The following is a 15,613-nucleotide window of genomic DNA, read 5'->3' as shown; positions in this document are numbered from 1 at the left end:
CACCATGACCACTACCGAAACCGCCTTCGACGGCCAGCTCCTCCAGCCGGGCAGCCCCGGCTACGACCAGGCGCGGACCGTCTGGAACGCGATGGTCGACCGGCGCCCGCGGCTGATCGCGCGCTGCGCGAGCGTCACCGACGTGGTGCGCGCCGTGCGCCTGGCCCGCGAGCGCGACCTGGAGATCGGCGTTCGCTGCGGCGGGCACAGCGGGCTGGGGCTGGCCGTGCCCGAGGACGGGCTGATGATCGACCTGACCCCGCTGAACGGCGTGCGCGTCGAGGGCCGCCGGGCCTGGGTCGGCGGCGGCGCCCTGCTCGGCGAACTCGATCGCGCGGCACAGCGGCACGGGCTGGCGACCACCGCGGGCAACGTGTCCCACACCGGCGTCGGCGGGCTGACCCTCGGCGGCGGCATGGGCTGGCTCGCCCGGCAGTACGGACTGGCTTGCGACAACGTGCTGTCGTTCGAGGTGGTCACCGCCGAGGGCGCGGTGGTCCGGGCGAGCGCCACCGAGAATCCCGAGCTGTTCTGGGGACTGCGTGGCGGTGGCGGCAATTTCGGCATCGTCACCGAGTTCGAGTTCGCGCTGCACCCGGTGGGCACGCGGGCACTGGTGGCCGAGTACGAGTTCCCCGCCGAGCGGGCCACCGCGGTCATGCGCACCTGGCGCGACCTGAGCGCCGAAGCGCCCCGGCGGGCGACCTTCACCGCGTCACTGGGGCAGGGCGGGCGACTCGAAGTGGGCTTCGTCTGGGTCGGCGACCCGACCGCGGCGGAGCCGCTGGTGCGGAGGATGCGCGAACTCGGGCGCCCGCGGGAAAGCCGCGTCGGTGAACTGTCCTATTTGGACCTCCAGCAGCGGGACGATCAGACCGGCCGCCACGCCCTGCGCCGCTACTCGAAGGGCCACTACCTGCCCGGGCTGTCCGACGCCGCGATCGACGCGTTCCTGTCCCGTGGCGCGGACGACCCGCGGCAGCCCGGTCTGCCCAACGCCGGTCTTCAGGCGTACGGCGGTGCGATCGCCGACGTGGCCGACGAGGACACCGCGTTCAGCTATCGCGGCACGAAGTTCGAGTACGGCACGGGAATCGGCTGGACCGACCCCGCCGAGGACGGCGCGCGGATGGCCGCCGCCCGGCGGAGCGCCCGTGCCGTCGAACCGTTCGCGGACGGCGTGTACGTCAACTCCCTCAGCGACGACCGGATCCAGCGCGCTTTCCCGCCGGCCAAGCTCGCCCGGCTCGTCGCGCTCAAACGCGCCTACGACCCCGGCAACGTCTTCCACCTCAATCCGAACATCGATCCGCGGGCTTGACCATGACGCAGGGTCAACCCTTCAGCCTGGCGGCATGACCACCGAAATCCACCACGACGGCGTCACGATCGCGATGTGCCGCGGCGGCCGTGGACGTCCGCTCGTCCTGTGCCCGGGGCTCCTCACCACGCAGGACGATCTGCGCGAGCTGATCGAGCTGCTGCGTCTCGACCACGACGTGCTGAGCTTCGACCTCCGGGGCCACGGCCGATCTTCGCCCGCCGACCGGTACACCTTCGACGCGTTACTCGGCGACCTCACCGCCGTGCTCGCGACGCTGGACGAGCCGCCCCTGCTCGTGGGGCATTCGCTGGGCGCGGATCTGGCCGTGCACCACGCCGCGAAACACGCGGTGGCCGGGCTCGTGCTGATCGACGGGGCGAACCCGGTGCCCGAACCGTTCCTCGGCGAGGCCGACCTGCCGGAATTCCGTGCGATGGCGGAGGAATTGGCCGCGCACCAGTCGCTCACCGCGGCCGACATCCTCGCCCTGAACCTGGAGATCGACGTGGTGCGTGCGGGCATTCTCGCGCGGTACCGGCAGCTCGACCGCCCGGTCACCATGATCATGTCGACCTCGATGGCCGGGAACAGCGAGGAAGGCCGCACGCCGTGGCGGAACCGGAACTGGCGCGCCGGGGTCGAGCGGCTCACGCGTGAACTGCCGTCGATCACCACGCACTGGCTCGACGCCGACCACCGGCTGGTCGTCACGCACGCGCCGGAGATCGCGCGGATACTGGCCCGATGTTGACCATCGGCGAGCTGGCGGCGTACGCGGGGGTGACGGTGCGCGCGGTCCGGCACTACCACGCCAAGGGCCTGCTGCCCGAGCCCGAGCGGGACCACTCCGGGTATCGGCGGTACGGCGCCGGTGCCGCGGTCGAGCTGATCAAGATCCGCACCCTCGCCGAAGCCGGGGTCCCGCTGGCGCGCGTGCGCGAGCTTCTCGACGCCGGTGAGGACGAGTTCGCCGCGGCGGTCGCGGGGATCGACCGGCGGCTGCGCGCGGAGATCCGGGAACGGCAACGGCATCGCGAGCGGATCGCCCGCCTCACCGCCGGAGACCACCTGGTGCTGCCGCCGGAAGTGGTCGAGCTGCTCGACCGGTTGCGGGCGCTCGGTGTCGACGAGCGGATCGTCCAGGTCGAACGCGACGGCTGGATCCCGCTCGTGGCGCACTCACCCGAGCGGGTCCCGGAATGGGCGGCGCGCAAGCGCGAACACCTCGACGACCCGCTGCTCGCCGACTTCTACCGCACCCTGGGCCAGGCGCTCGACGGCGACGACTCGCGGCTGCCCGGACTGGCCGACCACCTGGCCGCCTACCTCACGCGAACCGCCGAGGAACGGGGTGAGGACTACGTCGGTGACACCGATCTCGCGCCGCCGTTCGCCGAGTTGATGGACGCGCTGGCGTTCGACACCGCGCCACCGGCGCGCCGCCTGATCGACCTGCTGCGCGAGCGCGGCTGGACTGGTTGGACCAAACTCGAGCGCGTGGCTCCGGACGGGCGCTGACGGGCCGGTCACCCGGCAAGATGGCGGTATGGCCGATGACGAACTGCCGGTGCTGTCGAACCTGGCCCACGAGCCGGACAAGCGGCTGCGGACGTTCTTCAAGGCCTATCGTGAAGTGCTGGAGCGCAAGGAAGAAGTCCCTCCCGCCGAAGCGGCCGCGCGGGCGCGCACCGGTGACCAGGTCGCCGGGCTGCGGGACCGGCTGTGGGCGGCGGAAGCCCGGGCCAGGACCGGGGCGATCGCGGACTGGGCGGCCGCGCACCCGCTGGAGCTGCCGCGGCTGCCCGGCTGGCGCCGCCACTTGCACGCCGGGGCGCGTGAGCGCCTGCGGCAGGAGTACGAGGAAGATCCGGAGCGGCAGCGCTTCATCGAGGAAGCCGTGCGGGCGGAGGCGGAGCGGTTCTACGCGGCCTACCGCGAGGAGCACGGTGTCGACTTCCTGGAAGAACTCGGGGCGGCGTATGCCGCGGACCACGGCAGGAAGCGGGTGGACGCCCGCACCTCCGCGTGGTCGAGGATCCAGGATGTGGTGCGCGTGCTCTACGAACGCCACGACGAGGACGTCCGCTGGGTCGCCGACTACCTGGGCACGACCCAGGTCAAGGTCCGGAGCTATCTCGGCATCCCGGAACCACGCACCCGCGGCGGGAAGTGACTTTGTCGTATGAGTTGGAGGTCCGTAAGTGAGCCAGTTCCCGGCCGACCCGCGCCGCCGGATCCCGCGTTGGAGCGACGTCGAGCCGTTCCTGCGGCGCCCGTCGCGCACCGGCGCCCGCCCCGACGCCGTCGACCGGCGGCTCGCGCGCTGCGTCACCATCGGCGACCTGGAGAAACGGGCGAAGCGCCGGGTGCCCGCGCCGGTCTGGGACTACGTGCACACCGGCGCGGAGGAAGAGGTCACGCTGCGCCGCAACCGGGAGGCCTTCGAGCGCGTCGAGTTCAGCCCGCGTGCCTTCGAGCAGGTCGGCGACCCCGACCTGAGCACCACCATTCTCGGCAGGCCCGCCGCCTCACCGCTGTTCCTGGCGCCGACCGGGTACAGCCGGCTGAGCCACCACAGCGGTGAGATCGCGGTGGCGGCGGCCGCGGCGGCCGCCGGGGTGCCCTACACGCTGTCGACCTACGCCACCACCTCGATCGCGGACGTGGCCGCGGTCGGTGGCCGGAACTGGTTCCAGTTCTACGTGATGCGCGATCGCGCGGTGAGCCGCGAGCACGCCGAGGAAGCGCGGCGGCACGGTTACGAGGCCGCGGTGCTCACCATCGACACGGCGATCACCGGGCTGAAGGCGAGCGATCTGCGCAACGGCTTCTCCGTCCCGCCACGGCTCACCGCCCGTAGCCTGGCGGGCTTCGCGCGTCGCCCCGCCTGGGTGGCGAACACACTGACCACCGGTCCGCTGCGGTTCGCGACCTTCCCGCCCGGCTCGGAGTACGGCGTGTGGGGCGCGTCCAACCACCTGCGCGAACCGCGGCTGCGCCCGGCGGATGTGGCCTGGCTCAAACAGTTGTGGGGCGGGCCGGTGGTGGTCAAGGGCGTGCTTTCGGTGGCGGACGCGATCGCCGCGGTGGACGCCGGTGCCGACGCCGTCCAGTTGTCCAACCACGGTGGCCGCCAGCTCGACCGCTCGCCCGTGCCGCTGGAACTGCTGCCCCGCGTGGTCGACGCGATCGGTGACCGCGCCGAGGTCTATCTCGACTCCGGCGTGCGCAGTGGCGCGGATGTGGTGGCAGCGCTGGGTTTCGGCGCCCGCGCGGTGGGCATCGGCCGCCCCTACCTCTACGGCCTGATGGTGGGCGGCCGTCGCGGGGTCGACCGCTGCCTGGACATCCTCACCTCGGACATGCGGCGGACCATGACGTTGCTGGGCACCGCGGACGTCGGCGCGATCGGCGGGCAGCACGTCGGGTTTGTCCCCCATGGGAGCTACGCGCGGGTGCCCCCGTCAAGGTGACGACCGGGGGCCCGCGGCTCACTAGCGTTCCGGGCATCCGATCGATCGTCCATTCAGGAGGGTTCCAATGATTCGCAACGGCCACGCGTCCGGTGCGCTAGCGCTGAGCTGCGCCGCGGCGGCCATGGCGCTGGCAGGTTGTGACGAGGCGGGCGCGGACCTGCTCACCGGCACGGCCAAGATCCAGGTCGACGGCAAGGCGGTGAACGTGTCCTGCTCGGGCGCGTCGGAGCACCGGCCGACGATCATCCTCCTGCACGGCGGTGGTGACGGGCTGGACAAGTTCGCCGCGCTACAGGGCAGGCTGGCGGAGAAGGACCGGGTCTGCTCCTACGACCGGCTCGGCGCGGGAGCCAGCGACCAGCCCGGCGGGCCGCAGACCTTCGAAACCACCGGGAAGATCCTGACCGGGGTGATCGACCAGGTGGCCGGTGGCGGGCCGGTGGTACTGGCGGGGCACTCGCTCGGCGGGCTGATCGCGGGCCGGTACGCGCCCGCGCACCAGGACAAGGTCGAGGGGCTGGTCCTGATGGACGCCACGTCGCCGAGCCAGGGCGCCGATCTCAACGAGGAGGTCCCCGCGTCCGCCACCGGGATCGGGGCGCAGCTGCGCGACCAGACGCAGGCCGTGCTGAGCGGGCAGGGCCCGGAGCAGCTCGCGGTGCCCGACGGCATGGTCGCCTCCGCCGGGGACATCCCGGTGGAGGTGATCACGCACGGCAAGCAGTACCTGGCCGCCCTTCCCGAGTACGGGCCCGGCCTGGAGCGGCGGTGGGCCGAGGGGCAGCAGAAGTGGCTGGCGCTGTCCACCGACAGCAAGCTGACCACCGCGGCGAACAGCGAGCACTACATCTACGTCGACGAGCCCGACGTCGCCATCCAGGCGATCCAGCGCGTCGCCGACCAGATCGCGGAGAACATGTAGTGCTCAGGTGACCAGGCCGTGGCGGTAGGCGTAGACCACGGCCTGGACCCGGTCACGGAGGCCGAGCTTGGCGAGGATGCGGGAGACGAACGTCTTCACCGTCTCCTGGCTGATCACCAGCGTCGCGGCGATCTCGCTGTTGGACAGACCGTCCGCGATGAGGCGAAGCACCTCCAGTTCGCGCGGCGTCAGCGCCTCGTGCGAAGTGGCTTCCGCGGGCCGGATCCGGGTGGCGTACGCGCCCACGAGCTGGCGAGTCACTTCCGGAGCCAGCAGGGCCGAACCGGTGGCCACGGTCCGGATCCCGTGCAGCAACTGGGCCGGGGGAGTCTCCTTGAGCAGGAAGCCGCTGGCGCCCGCGCGCAGCGCCCGGTAGACGTACTCGTCCAGGTTGAACGTGGTCACCACCAGCACCTTGACCGGCTCCGCCACCCCGGCGCCGGCCAGCAGGCGGGTGGCCTCGATCCCGTCGAGCACCGGCATCCGCACGTCCATCACCACCACGTCGGGCCGCAGCCGGGCGGCGAGGTCGACCGCGGACCGCCCGTCCCCGCATTCGCCCGCCACCTCGAGATCGGGCTGGGCGTCGATGATCGTCACCAGCCCGGTGCGGATCAGCACCTGGTCGTCGCAGACCAGGACCCGGATCGGCGCGCTCACGACGTGCTGCCCGCGGGGATCCGCGCCCGCACGTAGAAACCGCCGCCGGTGCCGTGGCCCGCGCTGAAGTCGCCGCCCAGCACGTCGACGCGTTCGCGGAGCCCGTCGAGGCCGCGCCCGCTGCCGCCGGGGGAGCCGGTCGGCCGACCGGAACCGTCGGTGCTGACCTCCACGGTGATCTCCTGGACGCCGTGGTGCACCTGGACCGAGGTGCGGTGGCCGTGCGCGTACTTGAGCGCGTTCGTCAGCGCCTCCTGCACCACGCGGTAGGCCACCGGACCGGCGTGCCCGGTGGCCTGTGCCGGGGTGCCGCGCTCGCTGAACTCCACCGGCTGCCCGGCCTGGCGCGTCCGCTCCACCAGGGTGCGGAGCCCGGCGGCGGACGGGTTCCCGGCCTCGGGATCGAGCAGGTCGAGCAGGTGCCGCAGCTCGGTCAGCGCCTCCCGGCCGGTGTCGGTGACCACGGTCAGGGTCCGGTCGAGCCGGTCCGGCGTGGTGGTCAGGTACCGGGCCGCCTCGGCCTGGACCACCATCGCGGTCACGTGGTGGGTGACCACGTCGTGCAGTTCGCGGGCGATGCGGGTGCGTTCGGCGGTGCGGGTCTCCTCGGCGACGCGGCGGCGGCGCTCGGCTTCGGCGGCCCGGTGCGCCCGGAACCACGACCCGATGCCCCAGACGAGGCACAGTGCCAGGTAGAAGGCGACGTACCCGGCCAGCGTCTCGGTCCCGCCGAGCAGGTGGAGGGTGACCGACAGCGGTACGTACACCGCGGTGAACAGCAGTACGGTGAGGTTCCGCCGCCGGTCCACCCAGGATCCCGCGTTCAGCACGGCGATGGCCAGCGCGGTGCCCGCGAACGAGTGGTAACCGCGGAGCTGGTCGATGGCGAAGCCGGCGGACACCACGGCCAGGCAGGCGACCGGCCACCGGCGGCACAGCGCGAGCGGGGCGCACTGCAGCGCGATCGCCACCACGGCCAGCACGTCGTAGGGCCGGTCGGGCAGGCCGCCGAACACCGTGCCGTGGCTGTGCAGCGACGGCACCAGCGACCCGGCGAACAGCACCAGGCCCACGGCGCCCACGGTGAGGTGCCAGCGCGCCCCGCCGAACCGGCGAAGGAACTCCGGGACCCGCCGAAGAGTGACCACGGGAGAACCTTAGTGGTCACGATCGGAAGTCTGCCGGGGGTCTCGGCGGCCCAGCTTCCCGCTGGCCGCACGCCCAGCGGAAACCTGGGTCCACCGAATACCCCCACCACACTTCCGATCATCACCACTTAGTGGGACGCGGAACCCCTGCCCCCGCCGAGGTGGACCGTGCCCCGGGGACACAGTCCACTTCGGACAGACCAGCCCCCGTGCGTCCGCACGAATGAAGACCTCTTCATATGTATGTTAGGTTGCTCCGAGTGCGAGACACGACAGCGGGAGGCGGCGTGTTCGGGAACCGGGAGTATCGGCATCTGTTCGCCGCGCAGGTGGTGGCGCTGGCGGGAACCGGGCTGGCGACCGTCGCGCTCGGGCTGCTCGCCTACGAGCTGGCCGGTGCGCGCGCGGGGGCGGTGCTGGGCACGGCACTGGCGATCAAGATGGTCGCCTACGTGACGATCGCGCCGATCGCGGGCGCCTGCGCCGACCGGCTGCCGCGGCGTGGTTTCCTCGTCGGGCTGGATCTGGTGCGGGCGGCGGTGGTGCTGGCCCTGCCGTTCGTCACCGAGATCTGGCAGGTCTACCTGCTGATCTTCGTGCTCCAGTCGGCCTCCGCCGCGTTCACGCCGACCTTCCAGGCGGTGCTGCCCGACATCCTGCCCGACGAGAAGCAGTACACCCGGGCGCTGTCGGCGTCCTCGCTGGCGTCGAGCATGGAGACGCTGCTGAGCCCGTTGCTGGCCGCGGTGCTGCTGGGCGTGTTCAGCTTCCACTGGCTGTTCGGCGGGACCGCGGCCGGGTTCCTCGTGTCGGCACTGCTGGTGGTGACTTCCCGTGTGCCCCGCGCGAAGCCGAACGAGCGCACCGGGGTGCTGGACCGGATCGCCTCCGGAACCCGGATTTTCCTTGCCACGCCGAGGTTGCGCGCGGTGCTGGCGCTGGACCTCGCGGTGGCGGGCGCCGGGGCGGTGGTCATGGTCAACACGGTGAACTACGTGCACGACGTGCTGGGCCTGGCGGACGCCGAGGTGGCGATCCTGCTGGCGGCCAACGGCGCGGGCACGATCGTGGTGGCGCTCGCGTTGCCGAAGGTGCTCGACCGGCTGGCCGAGCGCACGGTGATGACCGCCGGCGCGCTCGTGCTGTGCGCCGGGGTGGCCGGTGCGCTCGGACTGTCGCTTGTGGACGGTTCTTGGGCGCCATCGCTGGTGGTCTGGGCGTTGCTGGGCGCCGGGGCGGCGCTGGTGCTCACCCCGGTGGGCCGGGTGCTGCGGCGGTCGACGGCCGAGTCGGACCGGCCGGCGGTGTTCGCCGCGCAGTTCTCGCTCTCGCACGCCTGCTGGCTGCTCAGCTATCCGATCGCGGGCTGGGGCGTGACCGCCTTCGGCTTCACGGCGGGCTGGGTCGCGCTCGGCGTGCTGGCCGCCGGCGGCACGGTGGCCGCGTTCGCGCTGTGGCCGCGGCACGATCCCGAGGTGCTCACCCACGTGCACTTCGACGTCCCCGCAGAGCACGTCGCCGACGCCGAACGCACCGCCGACGGTGGCTGGCGGCACGCGCACGCGTTCACCATCGACGCACTCCACCGCCGCTGGCCGGACACCGCGGCGGTACCGGCGCGGTGACGCGAGTGCGGCTTTCGTTTGTCAGGTGGGTTTCACCGGCTGCCGCAGAATGGTTTTGAGCTTGGCGGGCTCGGTGCGCCGGGCGTCGCTGAGGTAGATCTCGTGGTGGTCGCCGTTGAAGGTGAGGCCGTGCTCGGGGAGGTACTGGTGGTGTAGCCGGTCCAGTGTGGGGGTTTCGTCGTCGTAGGAACCGATGTGCAGGATCTGCACGCAGGTTCCTTCGGCGAGAGTGCGCAGGCCGAGGTCGCCGAGTGCGGGGAGGTCCTTCTTCTTCGCGACGCCCTCGACCGCGGCCCGGACCATTTCCCCGGTGACCCAGGGCGGCAGGCTGAGCATCATCGTCCACTCCCACAGTTCCTTGCGGCGTGAGAGGAAAACCTCGGGGTCGTCGGCTCGCCACAGTCCCTCCAGCGGGCCCACCACGAAGTCCTGTCCGAGGTCCTTCTTGGCGGCGAACTTCAGCGTGTACGCCGTGCTGTACAAGGCTTCGAGCGCGTTCGCGTACGCGGCCGAGGTGTTCGGGTCGCCCCGGCCGTCGATCGCGAGGTACGGCAGCTCGGGCACTTCGACGACGGTGAACTCCTTCGTGGGCGCCGAATAGAGCTGCTTGCGGGCCTTCTTGATGTCGTACTTGTCCACCGCGGTCTCCTTCGCCAGTGCGCCCAATGTGTTTTCGGTCCAGCTGACGTCGGCCCTGAGCATGGCCTCGCTGTGGTCGAAGATCGCGGAAGCGGCGAAGGGCAGGGGTTCCTGCGCCGACCGAGCCGCGCGGACCTCGGTCAGCTGCGCCCGCAACGCCGCCAGGCGCCGTGTCAGTCCCGCGGTCACGTCCCGCTCGGGGAGCGCGGGACTGTTGGCCATCGCGATCAGCACCCGCGCCCGCGCCGGGGTCAGCGTCGCCAGCGCCTCGCGGGTGGCGGCCGCGCACAGGTCACGACCCGCCGCCGTGGCGCGGAAGGTCACGCGTGCCTTGCCCTTCGCCGGAGCGCCGGTCGCCTCGATCAGGCCGCGTTTCGCGAGTTTGTCGAGCACGTAGTAGATGGAGGAGAAGCCGAGCGCCGTCCACGCGCGCACGCCTCGTTCCTCGATCACCCGTTCCAGGTCGTAACCGTGCCGGGGCTGCTCGACGAGCAGCCCGAGCACCGTCAGCTCGCCATCGGTCAGTTCCGCGGTCACCGTCTTATTCTAGCACTAGAATACCGCCGCGACGCGTGACCGGTACTCAGCCAGGTCCGGCCGTGGCGACGCGTTCGCGGATGTGCTCGAGCGCGTCCTCCAGCGCCGCCCGGTTCTGCGCGGTGAACCACCTCGTGCGCAGGGCCTCGTTGTTGCCTCGCGGGGTTTCGTGTGCCTTGGCGAGCTCGGGCAGGGGAGTGCCCTGCTCGGCCAGTGCGGCGCTGACGCCGGTGAACATGCTCCGCACGTAGGTCTCCGCCGCCTCCGGGGCCATGCCCTGTCCGGCGATCCAGCCCGCGACGGTGTCCACGTAGCTCAGGTAACTCGAAATCGACGCGGTCGCGGCGGACAGGGCGTCGAACACGGCCGCGGTCTCGGCCACGACGGTGCCCCCGAGGCGGCCGAACAACTCCTCCGCGACCGGGTGCGCCGGGTACAGGGCGGTGACGCCTTGCCGACGGCGCACCGCGGGCAGCGGGATCGAGCGCACGATCGTCGCGTCGGTGCCGAGCCGGGCGCGCAGCGCTTCGGCGGACCACCCCGCGACCGCGCTGACGAGGACCCGGTCGTCCGGTACCCGCAGCCCGGCGAGTGCCTCCGGCACCTGGTCGGGGCGGACGGAGAGAAGGAGCAACGGGGCCGCGTCGACCACGGACTGGTTGTCCGCGCAGACCCGGACGTGGGCGTGCCGGTCGGCCAGTGCGTTCGCCGTGCGGGCGTTGCGCGGGGAGAGGAAGACCGCCTCGGCGGTGTCGCCGAGGCCGTCGACGATGTCCTTGGCGATGGCGCCCGTGCCGATGATGCCGATGGTGTTGGTGTCGATCACGCTCTGGACGCTACGCAATTTCCTCCGGCAAGCGCTTGCCGGCCGACGCCGACCAGACACTCCGGCAGCTCCGGGACCTGTGCGACGTTCTGTTCAAAAGGGACAAAAACGTCCGCCGGTACGACACGATGTTCCTGCTCGACAACGTGAAGACCGGTTCCGCGCTGCCGAGCGAACTGCTCCCGCCCTGAGGTCGTTTCGCGATCGGGGCCGGGTGGGCGCTGATAGCATCCGGTCCGGGCTTCCGAGAGGGGAACGATGGTTGGCCGGGGGTTTCGCGAAGAGCTGACCCAGTTGTTGCAGGCGCGCTATCCGCTGCTCGTCGTCGAGACGCACGAGGAACAGCGGGTGGTGCGGGAGATCCGCGCGATCGCCGAGGACGGGAACCGGCTGCGCACCCCGCGCCGGGTGCACGTGTGGTCCTCGATCACCGGGCTGACCCCGGCCGCCGGCGGCGCGCCGGTGCCCGAGACCAGGGCGGCCTCGGCGGCGCTGGAGCGGGTGCACAGCTGGAACGAGCCGGGGGTGTTCGTTTTTGTCGACCTGCACCCGTCGCTGGTGTCCGAGGGCGGGCACCGGCCCGACCCCGAGGTCGTGCGCCGGTTGCGCGAGCTGGCCGCCACGCTCAAGACGCGCCCGGTGCCGCTGACCGTCATCCTGGTCTCGCCGTCGCTGAAGGTGCCCGCCGAGCTGGAGCACGAAGCGACCGTCATCGACTTCCCGCTGCCCGACCACCAGCAGATCGGTGAACTGCTCGACGGCATGGTCAACGCGCACCGCCAGCAGGTGCGCATCGGGATCACCAGGGAGGACCGGGACCGCTTCATCGCCGCGGCCCGCGGGCTGACCCTGCCCGAGGCGGAGAACGCGTTCGCCCGCGCGCTGGTCGAAGGCGGCGGGCTGGACCCCGGCGACCTGGAGCTGATCCTGGCCGAGAAGCGCCAGGCCGTGCGCCGGTCCGGCATGCTCGACATCGTGCCCGCGGAGGTGGGCTTCGACTCCGTCGGCGGCCTCGAACGGCTCAAGCGCTGGCTGACCAAGCGCAGCGGCACCTGGACCCCGGCCGCGGCCGCCTACAACCTGAGCGCGCCGAAGGGCCTGCTGCTCACCGGCGTGCCCGGCTGCGGCAAGAGCCTGTCCGCGGTCTGCGTGGCGAGCATGTGGCGGTTGCCGCTGCTGCGCCTCGACCTCGGCCGGGTCTTCGCCGGGCTGGTCGGCTCCAGCGAGAAGAACATGCGCGCGGTCATCCGCACCGCCGAGGGCATCGCGCCGTGCGTGCTGTGGGTCGACGAGATCGAGAAGGGTCTCGCCGGTGCGGGCGGCGGGGGCGACGGCGGCACCGCCCGCCGGGTGTTCGGCACCTTCCTGTCCTGGATGCAGGAGAAGACCGCGCCGGTTTTTGTGATGGCCACCGCGAACCAGGTCGACTCGCTGCCGCCGGAGTTCCTGCGCAAGGGCCGTTTCGACGAGATCTTCTTCGTCGACCTGCCCTCGGCCGCCGAGCGTGCGGTGATCTGGAAGATCCACCTGCGCAAGCGGGTCACCGACGAGTTCGTCGGCAGCGAGTTGCCGATGAACGACGCGCTGTTCGCCGAACTGGCCGAGTGCAGCGACGGGTACAGCGGCGCCGAGATCGAGCAGGCCGTGTTGTCCGGGCTGGTCGACGCGTTCGCCGAGAAGCGGCCGCTGCGCCGGGAGGACCTGGTGCGGGCGGTGAAGTCGACGGTGCCGCTGTCGGTCACCCAGTCCGACGAGATCCTGGCCATCCGGAACTGGGCGGAGACTCGCGCGGTCGCGGCCACCGACGACGCCGCCGCCGCCGAACCAGCCATGCCCGAACCCGTTCCGGCGCCGTCGGAACCGGCTGAGCCACTCCGGGGAAGGACGATCGACGTATGACGCACCGGGTGACCGTGACCGTCGGGAGGGACGGGTCGATCAGCGCCGAGACGCACGGCGTGACGGGTTCGAAGTGCCTCGACTACATCCCCCTGCTGGAGGACCTGCTCGACGCGGAGACGGTGTCGTCGGAGTTCACCGAGGACTACCGGCGCACCGCGGCGGTGCAGGACAACCAGGCGAACCAGCAGCAGTCGCAATGGAACTCCTGAACCTCCACCGGATCGTCGACGCCACCCTGGCGGAGGGGCCGGGCCTGCGCTGCGCGGTGTGGACGCAGGGCTGCTCGGTCCGCTGCCCCGGCTGCTTCAACCCGCAGACCTGGACCACCCGGGGCGGGACGCGGTTGCCATGGCCGGAGGTGGCCGAGCGGGTGCTGCGGGCCCGCGACGAGCACGGTGTGCAGGGGATGACCCTGCTCGGCGGTGAACCGTTCGACCAGCCGGAACCCCTCGGCGCGTTGGCGACCGCGGTCCGCGCGGAAGGCCTTTCGGTGATGACCTTCACCGGGCACCGGGTGGAGGACCTGCGCGAGCGGCCCGCCTGCGCGGAACTGCTGGCTTCGACCGATCTGCTGGTGGACGGCCCGTACCTGGCGGACCGGCCGGAGCCGAGCCGGCCGTGGGTGGGCTCGGCCAACCAGCGCTTCCACTTCCTGTCCGGCCGCTACGACGAGTCCGTGCTCGACGCCCCGAACCGGATCGAGCTGCGGATCGCCACCGACGGCTCGGTGGACCTGAACGGGTTCGCCACCACCGAGGCACTGGAGGCGCTGCTCGCGCCCGTGCACGAAAGGAACGAACGATGAGCGTCGTGCTCAAGCTGCGCAGCCAGGCGCTGGCCCAGCTCAACGCCGCCACCATCGCCGCGCACACGCAGGCGCAGGGTCAGGGCCAGGTCACCGTGCGCACCCGGATGCGGCACCGCGATCTGCTCACCAGGGCGCTGACCGGGCTGAACGCCCAGGTCAGCGGTGACGAGAACACCGTGGTCGCGCAGTGGGCCGGTCGGCGGATCCAGTTCACCTACGGCCAGGACGGCGTCCAGCTGGCGCATGTGGACGGTCCGGCGATCAACCCGGCCGAGGCCGAGCAGCTGGTGCTCTCGGTCGACAACGCCTACGCGGCCGAGGTCCAGCGGCAGGTCTACGAGCGGCTGAAGGAGCGGGCCGCCCAGACCGGCATGCGCGTGGAGTCCGAGCGGACCAACGCCGACCAGTCGATCAGCGTCACGCTGGTCGCGTCCTCGTGACCGAGCGCAGGCTCGGGCTGATCGAGTTCGGCAAGGCGCTCAACGACTCGGTGTCCGTGCCCGGCCTCGGTGAGCTGCCCGGCGGCCAGGTGAGCGCGGGCCGCGCCACCCGCGGTGCCAGGGCGCGGCTGATCCGGAACGACCGGGTCCTCGCGGACAACCTGCGCCTCGGCATCACGGTGCGCAAGAAGTTCTTCTCCAGCGAAGTCGAGCCGGTCACCGAGGTGGGCTTCCTGAAGGACGTTTTTGTGGTGGTCGGGCGGCGCGACCTCGGCAACGGCGACGCGCTCGAGCTGTACACCGACGAGGACGTCCCGCCGGACACGAGCAGGCAGACCGGCACGGCGCAGGTGCACGCGCCGTACTTCGACGAGATCACCGGCGTCAGCCTTCAGGTGCACCAGCGCGCCGGAGTGCTGCGCGACGGGGCGCTGGTCGGGTTGCTCCGCGGTGGCCGTGGCGGTGGTCAGCCGATGCGGGTGCTCCGGCTGTACGGCCCGGCGGGGCCGGTGCACGAGCTGCCCGCCGGTCAGCCCGGCACTGTGTTGCTCGGGTTCCAGTGCGAGGTGCAGCCGATGCCGGGCGACGCGCTGGTGAGTTTCGACGAGCCCGAGCGCGAGTACCTGGAACACCGGGAAGGCTGGGCGGTGACGCACGGCGTCAACCACCTGCCGGACGGCGCCGTGGTGGCGGCGGTGGAGGTGCCGGAGGTGCAGAAGGCCAACCGGTTCAGCGTCGGCTCGATGGTCCGCGTGCTGCGCCCGGCGGGCACCACCTTCAACGAGCGGTCCACCGTCGCGGCGACCGGGGCGCGGATCACCTCGCTGGCCAAGGACAACCTGGCCGTGCCGGTGATCAGTGGAAGCGGGGTGTGCACCGTCGGGTTGTCCAGGATCGACCTTCGCGAAGGCGACACGATCGAGGCCTACATCCCGGCGCCGGGTACGCCCAGTGGGCCCGCCGCGCCTGGTGCGGTGTCGGGCCCGCAGCAGCTCGCGCCGCCGCCGATCCCGACTCCCGCCCGTGGTCACGCGCCGGTCGTTCCGCCGGTCGCGCAGGCGTCGCTGGTCGACCTGAACACCGCCCCACCGCCGGAACTGGCGCGCCTGCCGGGAATGACCCCGCAACGAGTCGCGGCGGCGATCGAACTACGCGGGCGGCAAGGCGGTTTCGCCGACGTCGAGGCCTTCGGCATCGCCATCGGCCTGCAACCGCACGAAATCGTCCGGCTGCGGACCAGGGCGACCGCGAGCCGGATCCAGCACCACGGCACCGGCGTGCGGCAGCTGGACATCTGACGGCTGCT

The 15,613-nt window shown here is 71.8% G+C and carries 17 protein-coding genes; 13 read left to right on the top strand and 4 right to left on the bottom strand.

The genetic code is table 11. From position 1 onward, the window contains the following. Positions 1–4 precede the first annotated feature (4 nt). The 6 genes from YIM_RS33825 (at position 5) to YIM_RS33800 (ending at position 5,722) form a co-directional block, all read left to right on the top strand. Positions 5–1,321 carry an FAD-binding oxidoreductase gene (locus YIM_RS33825; protein WP_153034178.1) on the top strand — a complete coding sequence of 439 codons (1,317 nt, stop codon included), beginning with the start codon at positions 5–7 and terminating at the stop codon, positions 1,319–1,321. A gap of 34 nt (positions 1,322–1,355) precedes the next feature. Next, the gene (locus YIM_RS33820) at positions 1,356–2,075 is read left to right on the top strand and encodes an alpha/beta fold hydrolase (RefSeq protein ID WP_153034177.1); all 720 of its coding nucleotides are present in this window, start codon (positions 1,356–1,358) and stop codon (positions 2,073–2,075) included. Beyond that, on the top strand, positions 2,069–2,842 hold the full coding sequence (locus YIM_RS33815; protein ID WP_153034176.1) for a MerR family transcriptional regulator: 774 nt from the start codon (positions 2,069–2,071) through the stop codon (positions 2,840–2,842). Before YIM_RS33820 ends, YIM_RS33815 begins: the two co-directional genes overlap by 7 nt. Before the next feature lie 28 nt (positions 2,843–2,870). Continuing rightward, the gene (locus YIM_RS33810) at positions 2,871–3,497 is read left to right on the top strand and encodes a hypothetical protein (protein WP_153034175.1); all 627 of its coding nucleotides are present in this window, start codon (positions 2,871–2,873) and stop codon (positions 3,495–3,497) included. A 28-nt stretch (positions 3,498–3,525) separates the two neighbouring features. After that, a complete protein-coding gene (locus YIM_RS33805; protein WP_153034174.1) occupies positions 3,526–4,797 on the top strand; it encodes an alpha-hydroxy acid oxidase in 1,272 nt (423 codons plus the stop codon). A 67-nt stretch (positions 4,798–4,864) separates the two neighbouring features. Beyond that, a complete protein-coding gene (locus YIM_RS33800; RefSeq protein ID WP_153034173.1) occupies positions 4,865–5,722 on the top strand; it encodes an alpha/beta fold hydrolase in 858 nt (285 codons plus the stop codon). Between the two features lie 3 nt (positions 5,723–5,725). On the opposite strand, the gene YIM_RS33795 is transcribed toward YIM_RS33800, so the two are convergent. Both YIM_RS33795 and YIM_RS33790 read right to left on the bottom strand, forming a co-directional pair. Next, complete coding sequence (locus YIM_RS33795; RefSeq protein WP_153034172.1) at positions 5,726–6,382, bottom strand: response regulator transcription factor; 657 nt, start codon at positions 6,380–6,382, stop codon at positions 5,726–5,728. Next, positions 6,379–7,530 (bottom strand): sensor histidine kinase, encoded by a 1,152-nt coding sequence (locus YIM_RS33790; protein WP_153034171.1) that lies wholly within the window; start codon positions 7,528–7,530, stop codon positions 6,379–6,381. The genes YIM_RS33795 and YIM_RS33790 overlap by 4 nt, the downstream gene beginning before the upstream one ends. Before the next feature lie 260 nt (positions 7,531–7,790). On the opposite strand from YIM_RS33790, the gene YIM_RS33785 reads away from it, so the two are divergent. Further along, positions 7,791–9,155 (top strand): MFS transporter, encoded by a 1,365-nt coding sequence (locus tag YIM_RS33785; RefSeq protein ID WP_228004182.1) that lies wholly within the window; start codon positions 7,791–7,793, stop codon positions 9,153–9,155. 21 nt (positions 9,156–9,176) lie between these two features. On the opposite strand, the gene YIM_RS33780 is transcribed toward YIM_RS33785, so the two are convergent. Next, complete coding sequence (locus YIM_RS33780) at positions 9,177–10,331, bottom strand: GyrI-like domain-containing protein (protein WP_153034169.1); 1,155 nt, start codon at positions 10,329–10,331, stop codon at positions 9,177–9,179. Positions 10,332–10,377: 46 nt separating this feature from the next. After that, positions 10,378–11,157: an NAD(P)-binding domain-containing protein gene (locus YIM_RS33775; protein WP_228004181.1), complete on the bottom strand. Its 780-nt coding sequence runs from the start codon at positions 11,155–11,157 to the stop codon at positions 10,378–10,380. A 35-nt stretch (positions 11,158–11,192) separates the two neighbouring features. On the opposite strand from YIM_RS33775, the gene YIM_RS33770 reads away from it, so the two are divergent. The 6 genes from YIM_RS33770 to YIM_RS33745 all read left to right on the top strand — a co-directional run bounded on the left by YIM_RS33770 (position 11,193) and on the right by YIM_RS33745 (position 15,605). Continuing rightward, positions 11,193–11,348 (top strand): hypothetical protein, encoded by a 156-nt coding sequence (locus YIM_RS33770; protein ID WP_153034168.1) that lies wholly within the window; start codon positions 11,193–11,195, stop codon positions 11,346–11,348. Between the two features lie 67 nt (positions 11,349–11,415). After that, positions 11,416–13,056, top strand: coding sequence for an AAA family ATPase (locus tag YIM_RS33765; RefSeq protein WP_153034167.1), 1,641 nt, complete (start codon positions 11,416–11,418; stop codon positions 13,054–13,056). Then, entirely contained in the window at positions 13,053–13,268 is a 216-nt protein-coding gene (locus YIM_RS33760; protein WP_153034166.1) for a DUF2997 domain-containing protein, read from the top strand. Before YIM_RS33765 ends, YIM_RS33760 begins: the two co-directional genes overlap by 4 nt. Further along, entirely contained in the window at positions 13,256–13,864 is a 609-nt protein-coding gene (locus YIM_RS33755) for a 4Fe-4S single cluster domain-containing protein (protein ID WP_153034165.1), read from the top strand. Before YIM_RS33760 ends, YIM_RS33755 begins: the two co-directional genes overlap by 13 nt. Further along, complete coding sequence (locus YIM_RS33750) at positions 13,861–14,307, top strand: hypothetical protein (protein WP_153034164.1); 447 nt, start codon at positions 13,861–13,863, stop codon at positions 14,305–14,307. The genes YIM_RS33755 and YIM_RS33750 overlap by 4 nt, the downstream gene beginning before the upstream one ends. After that, a complete protein-coding gene (locus YIM_RS33745; protein ID WP_153034163.1) occupies positions 14,304–15,605 on the top strand; it encodes a helix-hairpin-helix domain-containing protein in 1,302 nt (433 codons plus the stop codon). The genes YIM_RS33750 and YIM_RS33745 overlap by 4 nt, the downstream gene beginning before the upstream one ends. Positions 15,606–15,613 lie beyond the last annotated feature (8 nt).

The sequence above is a fragment of the Amycolatopsis sp. YIM 10 genome, from assembly GCF_009429145.1.
GTDB lineage: Bacteria > Actinomycetota > Actinomycetes > Mycobacteriales > Pseudonocardiaceae > Amycolatopsis.
The sequence above is the reverse complement of the archived record's forward strand: the minus strand, read 5'-3'. Positions and strand labels throughout refer to the sequence as shown.

Excerpts from the sequence above, each read along its gene's own strand:
- YIM_RS33825 (WP_153034178.1), top strand. The coding sequence starts at position 5 with ATGACCACTACCGAAACCGCCTTCGACGGCCAGCTCCTCCAGCCGGGC.
- YIM_RS33820 (WP_153034177.1), top strand. The coding sequence starts at position 1,356 with ATGACCACCGAAATCCACCACGACGGCGTCACGATCGCGATGTGCCGC.
- YIM_RS33815 (WP_153034176.1), top strand. The coding sequence starts at position 2,069 with ATGTTGACCATCGGCGAGCTGGCGGCGTACGCGGGGGTGACGGTGCGC.
- YIM_RS33810 (WP_153034175.1), top strand. The coding sequence starts at position 2,871 with ATGGCCGATGACGAACTGCCGGTGCTGTCGAACCTGGCCCACGAGCCG.
- YIM_RS33800 (WP_153034173.1), top strand. The coding sequence starts at position 4,865 with ATGATTCGCAACGGCCACGCGTCCGGTGCGCTAGCGCTGAGCTGCGCC.
- YIM_RS33765 (WP_153034167.1), top strand. The coding sequence starts at position 11,416 with ATGGTTGGCCGGGGGTTTCGCGAAGAGCTGACCCAGTTGTTGCAGGCG.
- YIM_RS33760 (WP_153034166.1), top strand. The coding sequence starts at position 13,053 with ATGACGCACCGGGTGACCGTGACCGTCGGGAGGGACGGGTCGATCAGC.
- YIM_RS33755 (WP_153034165.1), top strand. The coding sequence starts at position 13,256 with ATGGAACTCCTGAACCTCCACCGGATCGTCGACGCCACCCTGGCGGAG.
- YIM_RS33750 (WP_153034164.1), top strand. The coding sequence starts at position 13,861 with ATGAGCGTCGTGCTCAAGCTGCGCAGCCAGGCGCTGGCCCAGCTCAAC.